Source organism: Roseicyclus salinarum, from assembly GCF_029624655.1.
Taxonomy (GTDB): domain Bacteria; phylum Pseudomonadota; class Alphaproteobacteria; order Rhodobacterales; family Rhodobacteraceae; genus Roseibacterium; species Roseibacterium salinarum.
This window is the reverse complement of record NZ_JARRSA010000004.1, coordinates 79,851-95,559: the sequence shown is the minus strand read 5'-3', so window position 1 is coordinate 95,559 and position 15,709 is coordinate 79,851. Positions and strand designations below refer to the sequence as shown.

Here is a 15,709-nt window from a genome sequence, read left to right as displayed (position 1 = left end):
ACGCAAAGAACCGTAAGCAGGACGCAGTCGATGGACCCTCTTGTCGTAATCGTGGAATTGGCGCGCATGGGTCGGTGACGGCAGCCATCACCTCGCCCCATGCGCCCTCGGAAACCCCGGGGGCTTTTTTGTGCCGCATGGGGGCGCGGGCGCGACACGAACCGCGCCGGCGGCGCCAGAAGAAGACGACGAACGACACGGGTTTGGATAGAACGGAAGGAACCCCGAGATGACACGCCAGACGGCAGGCCGGATGACGGGCCAGGCCACCGACCAGATGACGGGCGCGAAGATGGTGGTCGAGGCCCTGAAGGAACAGGGCGTGGACGTCGTGTTCGGATACCCGGGCGGGGCCGTGCTGCCGATCTACGACGAGATCTTCCAGCAAAACGCCATCCGCCACATCCTCGTGCGCCACGAACAGGGCGCCGTGCACGCGGCCGAGGGCTATGCCCGCTCGACCGGCAAGCCCGGCGTCGTCCTCGTGACGTCGGGCCCCGGCGCCACGAACGCCGTCACCGGCCTGACGGACGCGCTGATGGATTCGATCCCGATCGTCGTGCTGACCGGACAGGTGCCCACCTTCATGATCGGCTCGGACGCCTTCCAGGAGGCCGACACCGTCGGGATCACCCGGCCCTGCACCAAGATGAACTGGCTGGTGAAGGACACCGACGATCTGTCCGACACGATCCACCAGGCCTTCCACATCGCCACGAAGGGGCGCCCCGGCCCGGTCCTCGTCGACATTCCCAAGGACGTGCAGTTCGCGACCGGCACCTACACCCCCAAGCCGCAGGCGCGGGTGTCGCACTACCAGCCGAAGACCAAGGGCGACCCCGAGATGATCGAGGCGCTGGTCGAGGCGATGGAGCGCGCCGAGCGCCCGGTCTTCTACACAGGCGGCGGCGTCATCAACTCGGGGCCGCAGGCCTCGGCGCTGCTGCGTGAGCTGGTCGAGGCCACGGGCTTCCCGATCACCTCCACGCTGATGGGCCTGGGGTCCTACCCCGCCTCGGGCGAGAAGTGGCTCGGGATGCTGGGGATGCACGGTCTCTACGAGGCCAACCTCGCGATGCACGGCTGCGACCTTATGATCAACGTCGGCGCGCGCTTCGACGACCGGATCACCGGCAGGATCGCCGATTTCTCGCCCGAAAGCCGCAAGGCGCACATCGACATCGACCCCTCGTCGATCAACAAGGTGATCCACGCGGACTTCCCGATCATCGGCGACGTGACCTCGGTGCTGGAGGACATGCTGCGCATCTGGACCGCGCGCGGGCGCAACACCAACAGCCCCGCCCTCGCCCAGTGGTGGGCCCGGATCGAGGAATGGCGCAAGGTGCGCTGCCTGTCCTACAAACCGTCCGAGGCGACCATCAAGCCGCAACACGCGCTCGAACGGCTTGAGGCGCTGACCAAGGGTCACGACCGCTACATCTGCACCGAGGTCGGCCAGCACCAGATGTGGGCCGCGCAGTATCTCGGCTTCGAGGATCCAAACCGCTGGATGACGTCGGGCGGCCTTGGAACCATGGGCTACGGCACGCCGGCCTCGATCGGCGTGCAGGTCGCGCATCCCGAGGCCCTCGTCATCAACGTGGCGGGCGAGGCGTCATGGCTCATGAACATGCAGGAGATGGGAACGGCGGTGCAGTATCGCCTGCCCGTCAAGCAGTTCATCCTCAACAACGAGCGCCTCGGCATGGTCCGCCAGTGGCAGGAGCTTCTGCACGGCGAGCGCTACTCGCATTCGTGGTCCGAGGCCCTGCCCGACTTCGTGAAGCTGGCCGAGGCCTTCGGCTGCAAGGGCATCCTGTGCAAGGATCCCGCGGACCTCGACGACGCGATCATGGAAATGCTGAACTACGATGGTCCGGTGATCTTCGACTGCCTGGTGGAGAAGCACGAGAACTGCTTCCCCATGATCCCGTCGGGCAAGGCCCACAACGAGATGCTTCTGGGCGATGCCGAGACGCAGGGCGTGATCGACGCGACGGGCGGCGTCCTCGTGTAACGCTTGCGGTCCTGCCGGCGGGCAATCCCGCGCGGCAGGACCGGACCGACCTTCCCGAATGGACTGATGGCGGGCGTGGACCGCTTGCCCCCCGCAGCCGGGGGCGCGTCGGCGGCGCGCGCGCAAGCCGAAGCCGCCCGCCCGCAGATGCAAGCATCGCCCCCCGTTTTCCACCCCGAAGCAAGGCCATGACCCTGAATCCGCGTGTGCCTCGGCGCAGGGGGCCATGCGCCCGGAAAAGCGAATCCCGGAACCGGGTTGCAACCAACGAACGCCGTGTTAGCCTGTTCGCGACAACAAAATCGTCGCTTTTGGGCCATGGCCCGTCGTCCCGCAGCGTGTTCGGCGGGAACATTCCCTACCCAATGCGTCGCACGAACGTGAAAAAGGAGGGGCAAGTGTTCAAGCATATCATGGTCCCGGTGGACCTCGGCCATGCCGACCGGCTCGACCGGGCGCTGAAGGTCGCGTCGGACCTCGCCACGCACTACGGCAGCCGCGTGACCTATGTCGGCGTAACGATGCCGCAGCCAAGCTCGGTCGCGCACAATCCGAAGGAATTCGGCGAGAAGCTCGCCCGGTTCGCCGCCGCGCAGACCGAGACCTCCGGCGTCGACGATGCCGGCAGTCACCCGATCGTCTCGCACGATCCGTCCGTCGATCTGGACCGGGCGCTGGTGGACGCCTGCGAGGAACTCGGCTGCGATCTCATCGTGATGGGAAGCCACATCCCGCGCGCCTTCGACCTCAGAAGCCACGGCGCGCACCTCGCCTCGCTCAGCCATCATTCGGTGATGCTGGTCCGCGACGAGGCCTGAACCCGCAACCGGCGCGGCCCTCGCACGCGGGCCGCGAAACCGACAAGAACACAGGGGACACGAGATGACAGACGACACCAACATGCAGGGGATCCCGTTGCCCGAAGGCGACGTGGACCTGATCGACACCGACTACGACATCGGACAGGACAACATCGAGGGAAGCGTCGGGCCGTTCGGCTTCGACATCCACAACCCGGTGTTCCTGATCTCGGGCCTTTCGATCGTGGCCTTCGTGGTCTACGCGCTGCTTGCGCCTGCGCAATCGGCCGAATTCTTCGGCTGGCTGCGGCCCGCGCTCACCTCCAGCTTCGACTGGTTCTTCATGCTGGCAGCCAACGTCTTCGTTCTGTTCTGCCTGCTGCTGATCGTCCTTCCGGTGGGCAAGGTCAGGCTGGGCGGCGCCGATGCGACGCCCGACTATTCCTACGCCGGCTGGTTCGCGATGCTCTTCGCGGCGGGCATGGGCATCGGCCTGATGTTCTTCGGCGTGCTCGAACCCGCCTACTACTTCGGCACGCCCTGGGGCGACGCGCCGCTGGGCGCGGTCAGGCCCTTCGCCGAGGACGGCACCCTGATCGAGGGCAACATCGAGGAAGCCCGGCGCATGGCGCTGGCGGCCACGTCCTACCACTGGGCGCTGCATCCCTGGGCGATCTACGCCGTCGTGGCGCTCGCGCTGGCGCTGTTCACCTACAACAAGGGCCTTCCGCTCACGATCCGCTCGGCCTTCTACCCGCTCCTCGGAGAACGCGTCTGGGGCTGGTGGGGCCACATCATCGACACGCTGGCGGTCTTCGCGACGCTCTTCGGCCTCGCGACGTCGCTGGGTTTCGGCGCGCAGCAGGCCAATGCCGGCCTCAATTACGTCTACGGCGTGCCCAACAACGTCACCGTGCAGGTCATCCTGATCATCGCGATCACCGCCATCGCGCTGATCTCGGTCATCCGCGGCCTCGACGGCGGCGTCAAGCGGCTGTCGGAGATCAACATGGGGCTGGCCTTCCTGCTCTTGGTGTTCGTGCTCTTCGCGGCCGGCGCGGCGACGATCCTGACCGAGTTCGGCAAGGGCGTGGTGGCCTACTTCCAGGAGGTCGTGCCGCTGTCCAACCCGTTCGGCCGCGAGGATGACGGCTACCGCGAGGGATGGACCGCGTTCTACTGGGCGTGGTGGATCTCGTGGTCGCCCTTCGTCGGCATGTTCATCGCCCGCGTCAGCCGCGGCCGCACGGTGCGCGAGTTCATCACCTGCGTGCTGATCATCCCCTCGCTCGTCTGCGTCCTGTGGATGGCGGTCTTCGGCGGTGCCGCGATCAACGACATGATCGCCAACCCCGACGCCTCGGCGGTGAAGGCCAACGTGATCGACGCCTACAGCCCGGAACTGTCGCTGTTCGCGATGCTCGAAAGCCTGCCGCTGTCGGCCATCACCTCGACGCTCGGGATCATCCTCGTGATCGTGTTCTTCGTGACCTCGTCGGATTCGGGCTCGCTCGTGATCGACACGATCACGGCGGGCGGCAAGATCGACGCGCCCGTCCCGCAGCGGATCTTCTGGTGCACCTTCGAGGGACTTGTGGCGATCGCGCTGCTGATCGGGGGCGGGCTGGCCGCGCTGCAGGCGATGGTGATCTCCACCGGGCTGCCCTTCACGATCGTGCTCCTGCTTCTGTGCTACGCGATCTGGCGAGGCCTGAAGGCCGAGCCCGTCTGACACAGGGCCAGACCGACGACGACCCACGCCCCCGCCGGGAACATGCTTGATCCCGGCGGGGGCGCCTGTATTCGGGGACCGGATGCCACGATGACCCGAGACCAGCCCATGACCCGGCACGACACCGCAAGCCCGTCCCGCGCCCCGCGCGGCCTCGGCCTCGGGCGCACGCCCCGATGAGCGCACCCCGATGAGCGCCACCGAGCCCCCCGGCGCGATGCCGTCCCCGGGCTTCCTCGACAGCCGCGCCGCCGCGCGGACCGGCGCCTTCGTCGCGCTTCTGACCCTCTTCCTGCTGTGGTTCTGGGCCTCGGTCGTCTGGACCATCCTCGCCACCTCGGACGCCCTCGTCCTGAACGTCGACTTCCGGGTGTTCTGGGGGGCCGCGCGCCTGGCCGTCATGGGCGATGCCCTCGCCGCCCTCGATCCCGTGCGGCTGGCCGAGATCCACGACGACACGCGCAACCCGTGGCTTCCGTGGGTCTATCCGCCGGGGCTTCTGCTTGCGATCTATCCGCTGGGGCTCGTCGATTATCTCACGGCCTGGCTCGCCTTCATCGGGGTGTCGCTCGCGGCCATCCTCGGCGCGGTGCGGCTTCTAGCGGGCAGCCTTCGGCCGGTGTGGCTTGCCTTCGCCCTGTCGCCCGCGATCCTGCCCGCGCTCGTTCTGGGGCAGGTGTCGGTGCTCTGGGCCGCGGGGCTCGTGGCCGCGCTCGCCTGCCTGCGGGACGGGCGCGTGGTGGCGGCGGGCATCTTGCTGGGACTGCTGACCTTCAAGCCACAGCTCGGCCCCCTCGTGGCGCTGGCGCTCGTCGCCTCGGGCCGCTGGCGCGTGGTGGCGGTCGCCGCGGCGACGGCGGTGGCGTTTCACGGCGCGGCGACGCTGGTCTTCGGCGCCGCGTACTGGCCGGCCTTCCTCGACCTCGCGGGCCAGCACGCCGAAAGGCTGCGCTCGGACGTCGCCGACGCCGAGTTGATGGTCAGCCCCTATTCCGCCCTCACCGCCATCGGCCTGCCCGAGCCTGCGGCCTTCGCCCTCCAGTGGACGCTGAGCGCGGCGGCCGCCGCCGCCGTCTGGCGGGCGTGGTCCATGCGCGGCCTCGGTTTCGACGCGCGCGCCGCCGTGCTCGTCTGCGCCATACCTCTCGCCTCGCCCTACCTGTGGTATGCCGAGACCGCGCTTCTCGCGCCCGCGCTCATGTTCCTGATGCGCGCGGGGCTCGTGCGGGTGACGCTTCCGGGCGTCATCCTTGCGGCCCTCATGGCCGCCGGCACGACGCCCTACCTCATGGCGCGCCTGCTGGTCGAAGGCGGCGATCTGCCGATGCGCCTTTTCGCCGCCCCGGTGCTGCTTGCGGCCTTCCTTGTTGCCGTCTCACCCCTTATCAGGCACCTCGGGACGAGGACCTCGCGCCCGTGACCGCCGGACACCGGCCCGGACCCCGTGCGCCCCGGACCGGCCGCAGAAAGGACAGACCATGTCGCCGCTCAACATCGAAAAGGGCTCGTCGAGCCACTCCGCCTACGACCTGCGTTCGCACATGTCCGACGCGATCGAGACCCACACGCTGGCCGTCCTCGTGTCGAACGAGGCGGGCGTCCTCGCCCGCGTGATCGGTCTGTTCTCGGGACGCGGCTACAACATCGACAGCCTCACCGTGGCCGAGGTCGACCACGCGGGCCACCGCTCGCGGATCACCATCGTCACCAGCGGGACGCCGCAGGTCATCCAGCAGATCAAGATGCAGCTCGAGCGCATGGTCCCCGTCCACGAGGTCTCGGACCTCACGGTCGAGGGCGCCTTCGTCAGCCGCGAACTCGCGCTCATCAAGGTCATCGCGCGCGGCGAGCACCGGGTCGAGGCGCTGCGCATCGCCGAGATCTTCCGCGCGAACGTTGTGGATTCCACGCTCGAAAGCTTCGTCTTCGAGATCACCGGAACGCCCGAGAAGGTGGACGCCTTCACCGAGCTGATGCGCCCGCTGGGCGAGGTGCGGCTGGCGCGAACGGGCGTCGCCGCCATCGCACGCGGCCTCTGAACCGGCCCCCCTCGCCCAGGAGGGGGGAAGCCGCACCGCCACAAGTGCCTTCGGGCCCGCCCCCTCCGGCGCGCCCCGGCAGCCTTCGCACGCGGCACCTGAACCAGGCCTCGCGCCCTCTCCGGCGCCGCGCGGACCGCTGCCGCAGACCCCCGCACGGGCCGTTCGCGACGCCGGAGATGTCGCACCCGCGCAAGACGGGCACCGCCATGGCCCGCACCCTCCCCCCGAAGTCTAACGCCCGGGAGGTCGCGCCATGTCCAGCACCGAAAGCTTCGCCACCCTGTCGGAGGTGACCGCCCCGATCGAACGCGCGCGCGGACTTCCCAACGCCCACTACACTCATCCCGACACGATCGCGGCCGAAAACCGCGCCTGCCTGCAGACGACCTGGACGGCCATCGGCGTCGGCGCGGACGTGGCCGCCCCCGGCGACGCGATGCCGCTCGACTTTCTCGGCCAGCCTCTCCTGATGCTGCGCGACGACGCGGGCGCCGTCCGCGTCTTCTACAACATCTGCCGACACCGCGGCATGATCCTCGTGGACGCGCCGCGCCGGATCGAGGGCGCGATCCGCTGCCCCTATCATTCGTGGTGCTACGCCAGGGACGGCCGCCTGGTCGCCACGCCCCATGTCGGCGGGCCGGGCCAGAACGCCCATCCCGGCATCGACCGCAGGACGCTCGGCCTCGTGGAGGTGCGCTCCCATGTCTGGCGCGACGTCGTCTTCGTGAACCTCTCGGGCGACGCCGCCCCCTTCGAGGAGGTGCACGCCGGCCTGATCGCCCGCTGGGCCGAGTTCGACCGGCCGCTCCACCACGGCGGCCCGGAAAGCCGCTTCACCCTCGACGTCGGGACGAACTGGAAGCTCGCCGTGGAGAACTACTGCGAAAGCTACCACCTGCCTTGGGTCCATCCCGGCCTGAACAGCTACTCGCGCCTCGAGGACCACTATCCGATCGAGGCGCCGGGCGGGTATTCCGGCCAGGGCACGCTGGTCTATCGGCAGACGCGCGGCCCCGGGGAGGCGACCTTCCCCGATTTCGAGGGCCTCTCGGGCAAGTGGGACGAGGGCGCGGAATACGTCGCCCTCTACCCCAACGTGCTTCTGGGCGTGCATCGCGACCACGCCTTCGCCATCGTGCTCGAGCCCGTCTCCCATGACCGCACGCGCGAGCATGTCCATCTCTACTATGCCAGTCCCGACACCGACCCAACGCTGCGGGCGCTGAACGCCGCCCAGTGGAAGGGCGTCTTCGTCGAGGACGTCTTCGTGGTCGAGGGGATGCAGCGCGGGCGCTTCGCCGCGGGCTTCGACGGCGGGCGCTTCAGCCCGGCGATGGACGGCCCGACGCATTGCTTCCACGCGTGGGTCGCGGGGCGGATGCAGGCGCTGGCCAGGGCGGCGCCGTGACCGCCCGCGCTGCCGCGGATGCGGGTGGTCACGAAGCGCCCGCCGATGCCGTCCTCGCGCCGCGCGACACCGGCGCCGCAAGCCTCGACGCGGCCCTCCTCGCGGCCCATGCACGCGGCGACCGCGCCGCGCTGATCGGCCTCTATGGCGACGCCGCCGACGCCGCGACGCCCCGCGCCGCCGCCTTCTACCTCACCCATGCCCATGTCTTCGCGCTCGAGGCGGGCGATCCGCGCGCGTCCGTCCTCAAGGCGCGCCTCGTCGCGCTCGGCGCCGACACGCCCTGACCACCCTGCTGCCCCGCGCTTCATCTTTCTCCAAATACGCATTCCCGCGGCCGGCAAGGTGCGCGCCGGTGGCCGGATTAGGCTTTCATTCACCAAAATGCGGTGTTCTAAAGTGCCGGCCGACGCGTGCGGATTCGACCGATCCCCGCATGCGCGACGCAGCAAACCACGATGACCGCCTGGGGGGAGAACGACATGGCCGGCTCAGTCAACAAGGTGATCCTGATCGGCAATCTGGGCCGCGACCCCGAGGTGCGCAGCTTCCAGAACGGCGGCAAGGTCTGCAACCTCAGGATCGCCACGTCCGAGAACTGGCGCGACCGCAACACCGGCGAGCGGCGCGAGCGGACCGAATGGCACACCGTGGCCATCTTCAACGAGAACCTCGTGAAACTGGCCGAGCAGTATCTCCGCAAGGGCTCCAAGGTCTACATCGAGGGCAAGCTCGAGACGCGCAAGTGGCAGGACCAGTCGGGCCAGGACCGCTATTCCACCGAGGTCGTCCTGCGCCCCTATGCCGGCGAGATGACCTTCCTCGACGGTCGCGACGGCGGTTCGGGCGGCGGTGGCGGCGGCTACGGCGATGATCGTGGCGGCGGCGGAGGATATGGCGACGACCGCGGCGGCGGCGGCTTCCCCGATGATCGCGGCGGCCGCGGCGGGTCCTCGGGCGGGCCGATGGGCGGCAACGACATGGACGACGAGATCCCGTTCTGAGCCCGGACGCCCCCTTCCCCGCCCCGCCAGTGCCCCCGCGGGAACGGGGCGCCCCACAGTGACACCGGGCGCGCGCGCCGCGCCCCCTTCGCTCCGGAGCGTGCGATGCAGCCGATCAATCCCAACATGGTCTCGACCTTTGCGCCCCCGGTGATGGAGGCGCGCCGCTGGATCGAGGGCCGGGATTTCCCCTCCGCCCGCCCGCTCGTCAATCTCAGCCAGGCCGCACCCGTCGATCCGCCCCCGGATAGCCTCGCGCGGGCCATGGCCGAGGCGCTGATCAACCTGCCCTCGTCGCACCTCTACGGGCCCGTCCTCGGCCTGCCCGCGCTCCGCGAGGAACTGGCCGCGCAGTGGGCGGACGCCTATGACGGCACGGTCGCGCCCGCGCAGGTCGCCGTGACGGCGGGCTGCAACCAGGCCTTCTGCGCCGTCATGTCGACGCTCGCAGGGCCCGGCGACGCCGTGATCCTGCCCCTGCCCTACTACTTCAACCACAAGATGTGGCTCGACATGTCGGGCATCGCGACGCAGGCGCTGCCGACCGGCGACGACCTTCTGCCCGACCCCGAGCGCGCGGCCGCGCTGATCACGCCGAGCACGAAGGCGATCGCGCTGGTCACCCCGAACAATCCCGCGGGGGTCGAGTATCCCGTCTCGCTCGTGCGCGCCTTCTACGAGCTTGCCCGAGCGCGCGGCATCGCGCTCATCCTCGACGAGACCTACCGCGATTTCCGCGGCGCCGAGGGCGCGCCGCACGACCTCTTCGCGGAGCCCGGCTGGGACGAGACGCTGATCCACCTCTATTCCTTCTCCAAGGCCTACCGGCTGACGGGCCACCGCGTCGGCGCGGCGATGACCTCGCCCGCGCGCCTCGCCGAGGTCGAGAAGTTCCTCGACACCGTGGCGATCTGCCCGCCTCAGGTGGGCCAGATCGGCGCGCTCTGGGGGATGCGGCACCTCGGCGACTGGCTTGCCGACCAGCGGCTTGAGATCCTCGCGCGTCGCGACGCGCTGACGGCGGGGTTCCAGCGGCTGCCCGGCTGGCAGGTGCTGGGATGCGGGGCCTATTTCGCCTACGTCCGCCACCCCTTCGACGCCGCGTCCGACGTCGTGGCGAAACGGCTGGTAGACGAGGCGCATGTCCTCACCCTGCCTGGCACGATGTTCGGACCGACGCGGGCCCAGGGCGGCGACGGACAGGCCGAGGCGACGTTGCGCATCGCCTTCGCGAACGCCGACGCGGCAGGCCTTTCGGACGTGTGCGACCGGCTGGCCGCGATGACGTCCTGAACGCCGGCCCTGGCCCTTGCCGGGCCCCGCCCGAACGCGTAAGTCACGGCGACATCAAACGTCGCCCCGTCCCCCGACAAGAGGACCCCCTGAACATGGCGAAATCGGCCGCACGGAAGCTCTCCAACGTCTTCGTCTGGATCATTCTGGGCCTTCTGTTCATCGCGCTTGCGGGCTTCGGGATCGGATCCTTCGGCGGCGCGTCGAGCCGCGTGGGACAGGTGGGGGACGTGGACATCACCGCGCAGGACTACGCGCGCGCCCTCCAGAACGAGCTTCGCGCCCAGATCGCCGAAACGGGCCAGCCCATGAACCTCGCCGGACTGCGCGCGCGCGGCCTAGACGAGGCGGTGCTGCGCGCGCTGGTGGCCCGCGCGGCGCTGGCCAACGAGGCGCAGTCGATGGGCCTTTCGGTCGGCGACGAAGAGGTCGCGCGCCAGATCCAGGGGATCGAGGCCTTCCAGGGTCCCGGCGGGACCTTCGACCGCCAGTCCTATGAATTCCTCCTCAACCAGGAGGGCCTTTCGCCGCGCGAGTTCGAACAGAACGTGCGCGAGGACACCGCGAGGTCGATCCTGCAATCGGCCATCGTGGGCGCGATCCGGCCGCCCGGGATCTACGCCGAGCGCATCGCGGCCTTCCAGGGCGAGACGCGCGACCTGTCGATCCTGACCTTGACCGAGGACGATCTCGCCGAGCCTCTGCCCCAGCCGACGGACGCCGAGCTTCAGGCCTACCACGACGAGAACCCGCAGCGGTTCGAGCGCCCCGAGGCGCGGCGCATCACCTACGCCTGGGTCACGCCCACGGCAATGATGGACGCCGTCGAGATCGACGAGGAAAGCCTGCGCAACCTCTACGAGGCGCGCGGCGACATCTACCGACAGCCCGAGCGCGCGCTTCTCGAGCGGCTTGTCTTCGGCACCGTCGAGGCCGCGCAGGAGGCGATCGCCGCGATCGAGGCGGGCGAGACCGATTTCGACGCGCTGATCGAAGCGCGCGACCTGACGCTCGACGACGTCGACCTGGGCGAAGTGGAACGCGGCGACCTGTCGCCCGAAGCCGCCGAGGCCGTCTTCGCGGACGACGCCGCCGAGGTCGTGGGCCCCCTGCCGAGCGCGCTCGGCCCCGCGCTCTACCGCATCAACGCGGTGCTCGCCGCGACCGAGACAAGCTTCGAGGACGCGCGCGACGAACTGCGCGAGGAGCTTGCCGACGACGCGGCCCGCCGCGAGATCGGTGCGATGCGCGAGGAGATCGACGACCTGCTGGCATCGGGCGCGACGATCGAGGAACTGGCCGAGACGACGCCGATGGAGATCGGCCGGATCGACTACACCGCCTCCTCCGAGGAGGGCATCGCGGGCTACGACGCGTTCCGCGAGGCGGCCGAGGCCGCGCGCGAGGGTGATTTTCCCGAAGTGCTGGATCTTTCGGACGGCGGGCTTTTCGCGCTTCGCCTCGATGAGGTGGTTCCGCCTGCGGTCCCGCCGCTCGCCGAGATCGAGGACGAGGTGGCCGCCGCGTGGCGCATGTCGGCGCAGCGCGAGGCGCTGGCGGCCCGCGCGGACGAGCTGGTGGGACAGCTCGCCACCGGCGCACGGCTCGAGGGCCTGGGCGAGGTCACGCAGGAAGAGGGTCTGCGCCGGCAGGATTTCGTCCCCGACCTGCCCCCGACCCTCGTGGCGCAGAGCTTCCGGCTGGACGCTCCGGGCGACGTCGTGGCGATCCCCGGCGCGGATGCCGCGTACATCGTGCGCCTCGACGCCATCCAGCCCGCCTCGCGCAATGCGCCCGACAGCGCGCTACTCCTGCAGCTGGTCACGCAGTCCGTTGGGCAGTCCATGGCCCAGGACATCTTCGAGAGCTACGGCCAGGCCCTGCAGTCGGACGCGGGGATCACCCTCGACCAGACGGTGATCAACTCCGTCCATTCGCAGTTCCCCTGATGGCGCTGACACCCGATTTCGCCGAGTTCGAGGCGGGCTGGGAGGCCGGCCGCAACCAGCTCGTCCATGCGCGCCTCGCAGCCGACCTCGACACGCCGGTCTCGGTGATGCTCAAGCTCGCCGATGCCGGGCGCGATGCGTTCATCCTTGAATCCGTCACCGGCGGCGAAGTGCGGGGGCGCTATTCGATCATCGGGCTAAAGCCGGACCTGATCTGGGAATGCCGGGGCGAGACCTCGCGGCTGAACCGAACCGCGCGCTACGACCGCGACGCGTTCGAGCCCTGCTCCGAGCCGCCTCTGCAGGCGCTTCGCAGCCTTCTGGCCGAAAGCGCGATCGACATGCCCGCCGACCTGCCCGCCGCGGCGGCCGGTCTCTTCGGCTATCTCGGCTACGACATGATCCGGCTCGTCGAGCATCTGCCTGACGTGAACCCCGACCCCCTCGGCCTGCCGGACGCGGTGCTGATGCGCCCCTCGGTGATCGCCGTCCTCGACGGGGTCAAGGGCGAGGTCACCGTGGTCTCGCCCGCATGGGTATCCTCGGGCCTGTCGGCGCGCGCGGCCTATGCGCAGGCGGCCGAACGGGTGTCGGACGCGCTGCGCGACCTCGAGCGGGCGCCACGCGCGGCCACGCGCGAGATGGGCGCGGCCCAGCCGCTGGGCGAGCCCGTGTCGAACTTCTCGCACGCTGCCTACCTCGATGCCGTGGAGCGCGCCAAGGACTACATCCGCGCCGGCGACATCTTTCAGGTCGTGCCCTCCCAGCGCTGGACGCTGGACTTTCCCGAACCGCCCTTCGCGCTCTACCGCGCGCTGCGGCGCACCAATCCCTCGCCCTTCATGTTCTTCTTCAACTTCGGCCCCTTCCAGGTGGTCGGCGCCTCGCCCGAGATCCTCGTGCGGGTCTTCGGCGGGGAGGTCACGATCAGGCCGATCGCCGGAACCCGCCCCCGCGGCGCGACCCCCGAGGAGGATCGCGCCCTCGAGGCGGACCTTCTTTCCGACGAGAAGGAGCTGGCCGAACACCTCATGCTGCTCGACCTGGGACGGAACGACGTGGGCCGGGTCGCGCGGATCGGCACCGTGCGCCCGACCGAGGAATTCATCGTCGAGCGCTATTCCCACGTCATGCACATCGTCTCGAACGTGGTGGGCGAGCTGTCCGACGAGCACGACGCCCTGTCCGCGCTGCTGGCGGGACTTCCCGCGGGCACCGTCTCGGGCGCGCCCAAGGTCCGCGCGATGGAGATCATCGACGAGCTAGAGCCCGAGAAGCGCGGCGTCTACGGCGGCGGCGTCGGCTATTTCAGCGCAGGCGGCGACATGGACATGTGCATCGCGCTCAGGACCGCCGTGGTCAAGGACGGCAAGCTCTTTATCCAGGCGGGCGGCGGCGTCGTCTACGACAGCGACCCCGAAGCGGAGTTCATGGAAACCGTGAACAAGTCGCGCGCGATCCGCCGGGCCGCCGAGGATGCCGGCCTGTTCTCGGGACGCGGCAACGCCTGAGGCGCGCCCCGCCTAGGGCTGCTCCGCGATCCGGCGCAACACGGCGGAAACCGGCGCGATCGCCACGCCCTCGTTGCGGTTGCCGAGCGCCCATGAATAGAGCGCCGTGACCGTGTCGGGCCGCGTGCGCCCGGCGACGACGGCCACGCCTTCCTGCACCGCCGCGAACTCGGCCCGGCCGAGATATCTCGTGATCACCGGCGCGCTCTGCTCGGCGTCGTCGAGCAGGCGGAAGACCGTCGCCGCGGGCACGTCCTGCCGCGCGGCCATCTGCTCGGCGGTGTTCAGACCACGCGGGAACGCCAGAAGCCCCTGCCCCTCGCCCGCCGCCGCCCCCACCGTGGCCTCGAGAACGGCGCGGTCGGACTGGATGCGGTTGTCGGGCGTGTCCATCAGGGCCACGGCCTCGGGCACGCGGAGGCGCGCGGCCTGCAGCGCGACCTCCGTGTCGGCGGCCGTCGCGCCGCCGGGGATCACGCTGCCGAGAAGGACGACCTCGAAGCCCGCAGCGCGATAGGCGGCCGCGCGCTCGGCGGCTTGCGGGTGCAGCGGGTCGATGGCGAAGGCGACGGGAAAGGAAAAGCCCGTCAGCGTCTCGAGGTCGAGGCGGGCTCCGGGCTCGTCGATCAGGACCACGGCGATCAGCGCCCGGGTCTCGGTCGCGTCGAACGGTGCGGCATAGGCGGCAAGAGCCGGCACGCGGGTCGCGCGGGCATCGGGGGACGGGTCATCGGCGCCGGACGACGCCGTATCGTTCGGCGCGGCCTCGGGCGTGGCGTCGGAGGGTTGCGCCGTCGCGGTCCGGCCCGGCACCACGATCTGCGGCAGCGCGCGCGCGCCCTCTGCGGCCGCGCCCGAGGCAGGCCGCATGACCCGCGGTCGCGCGGGCTGTATGTCGGTCGCGACGGTCGGCAGGCCGTCGGACTGCATCAGGCTCGGTGTCGCGCCGTCCCGGGGGGGAATCAGCTGGACGACCGTGGCGGCGGACGGTGCCGGGGCCGCGGCCTCCGTGGTATCCGCCGCGCGAGATGTTGCGACCGTTGTCGCAACCTCGGGCGCGGCCTCCGCAACGGCGGCGCTCGGGGCCGCCTCCTCCGCCGCGGCATCGCCTGCGTCAGCCTGCGCGCCTGCGCCGCTGCCGCGAGGCGGTCGCGGCGCCGGGGCGGCGTCGGGCGCGGCGGCGGTGTCGGGTTCCGGGGCCGGAACCGTCGCGGGCCTCAGCGCCGCGGGCTGCGAGGGCGCCTGCCCGCCAATGCCAGGAAGGTCCAGCGCGCCCGTATCGGGCTCGGCCGGTTGCGGGGCGACGGGTGGCGCCGAGATTTCGGGCTGCGGCGCCGGGGCGGTGTCGATCCCCTGCGACGTCGTGGGAAGCGGCAGCGGCGGCGCGCCCGGCGATTGCCCCCCTGGTGCGGTGTCGGGCTGCGGAAGCAGCGCGTCCTCCTCGGGCGGGGGTCGGTTAAATTCCGACCCGGCCGGGAGCGGGATCGTGTCGGCGGGGGCGGTCTCGGCGGGGGCGGCGGTGTCCCCGCCCGTGCCCGCATCGCCCGTGCCTGCTTCGCCCGTGCCCGCTTCGCCCGTGCCCGCTTCGCCGCTGCCCAACTCTTCGCCTGGAGTGTCCGCGCTGTCCGCGTCCACGGCCGCCTGCGGCAGCTCCGCAATGTCGCCCTCCCGCGCCGGGAGGGGCGTGTTCAGCGACACGACCCCCGCAACGAGGAGCGACAGAAGCACGCCCCAGAAAACGCCGATGATGACACCACCACCCATGCCTGCCCACCTTTCCAACGACCGGGCCCTCTGGGCCACGGTCCAACCAGTTCCGGGCGGCCCGCCGGCGGCCGCCCTGCTTGCCCCAAATTCGCCGTTCGTGCCCGGCGGGGTGCGGCTTGACCCCGGGGCGCGGCTTTGAAACATGTATAGCCCGGGCGCGGCGCGCCTTCACCCCCTTTC

General features: G+C 70.3%; 12 protein-coding genes. 11 read left to right on the top strand and 1 reads right to left on the bottom strand.

Annotation, left to right across the window (positions count from 1 at the left end; genetic code table 11):
* The first annotated feature begins 253 nt into the window (after window positions 1-253).
* From P6F26_RS03880 to trpE, 11 genes are all read left to right on the top strand, one after another.
* Window positions 254-2,020: an acetolactate synthase 3 large subunit gene (locus P6F26_RS03880; protein ID WP_278027411.1), complete on the top strand. Its 1,767-nt coding sequence runs from the start codon at window positions 254-256 to the stop codon at window positions 2,018-2,020.
* Window positions 2,021-2,418: 398 nt separating this feature from the next.
* On the top strand, window positions 2,419-2,838 hold the full coding sequence (locus P6F26_RS03875) for a universal stress protein (RefSeq protein ID WP_278027330.1): 420 nt from the start codon (window positions 2,419-2,421) through the stop codon (window positions 2,836-2,838).
* A gap of 64 nt (window positions 2,839-2,902) precedes the next feature.
* Window positions 2,903-4,552 carry a BCCT family transporter gene (locus P6F26_RS03870; protein WP_278027329.1) on the top strand — a complete coding sequence of 550 codons (1,650 nt, stop codon included), beginning with the start codon at window positions 2,903-2,905 and terminating at the stop codon, window positions 4,550-4,552.
* A 190-nt stretch (window positions 4,553-4,742) separates the two neighbouring features.
* Complete coding sequence (locus tag P6F26_RS03865) at window positions 4,743-5,972, top strand: glycosyltransferase family 87 protein (protein ID WP_278027328.1); 1,230 nt, start codon at window positions 4,743-4,745, stop codon at window positions 5,970-5,972.
* A gap of 58 nt (window positions 5,973-6,030) precedes the next feature.
* A complete protein-coding gene (ilvN, locus tag P6F26_RS03860; RefSeq protein ID WP_278027327.1) occupies window positions 6,031-6,591 on the top strand; it encodes an acetolactate synthase small subunit in 561 nt (186 codons plus the stop codon).
* Window positions 6,592-6,847: 256 nt separating this feature from the next.
* Window positions 6,848-8,005 carry an aromatic ring-hydroxylating oxygenase subunit alpha gene (locus P6F26_RS03855; RefSeq protein WP_278027326.1) on the top strand — a complete coding sequence of 386 codons (1,158 nt, stop codon included), beginning with the start codon at window positions 6,848-6,850 and terminating at the stop codon, window positions 8,003-8,005.
* Entirely contained in the window at window positions 8,002-8,292 is a 291-nt protein-coding gene (locus tag P6F26_RS03850; protein ID WP_278027415.1) for a hypothetical protein, read from the top strand. The genes P6F26_RS03855 and P6F26_RS03850 overlap by 4 nt, the downstream gene beginning before the upstream one ends.
* A gap of 195 nt (window positions 8,293-8,487) precedes the next feature.
* Window positions 8,488-9,009, top strand: coding sequence for a single-stranded DNA-binding protein (gene ssb, locus P6F26_RS03845; RefSeq protein ID WP_278027325.1), 522 nt, complete (start codon window positions 8,488-8,490; stop codon window positions 9,007-9,009).
* Between the two features lie 105 nt (window positions 9,010-9,114).
* The gene (locus tag P6F26_RS03840; protein WP_278027324.1) at window positions 9,115-10,302 is read left to right on the top strand and encodes an aminotransferase; all 1,188 of its coding nucleotides are present in this window, start codon (window positions 9,115-9,117) and stop codon (window positions 10,300-10,302) included.
* A gap of 95 nt (window positions 10,303-10,397) precedes the next feature.
* A complete protein-coding gene (locus P6F26_RS03835; protein ID WP_278027323.1) occupies window positions 10,398-12,251 on the top strand; it encodes a peptidylprolyl isomerase in 1,854 nt (617 codons plus the stop codon).
* Window positions 12,251-13,762 (top strand): anthranilate synthase component I, encoded by a 1,512-nt coding sequence (trpE, locus tag P6F26_RS03830; protein WP_278027322.1) that lies wholly within the window; start codon window positions 12,251-12,253, stop codon window positions 13,760-13,762. The genes P6F26_RS03835 and trpE overlap by 1 nt, the downstream gene beginning before the upstream one ends.
* Before the next feature lie 12 nt (window positions 13,763-13,774).
* Here trpE and P6F26_RS03825 read toward each other — a convergent pair whose 3' ends face one another.
* Window positions 13,775-15,526 carry a divergent polysaccharide deacetylase family protein gene (locus tag P6F26_RS03825; RefSeq protein WP_278027321.1) on the bottom strand — a complete coding sequence of 584 codons (1,752 nt, stop codon included), beginning with the start codon at window positions 15,524-15,526 and terminating at the stop codon, window positions 13,775-13,777.
* Window positions 15,527-15,709: the final 183 nt, after the last annotated feature.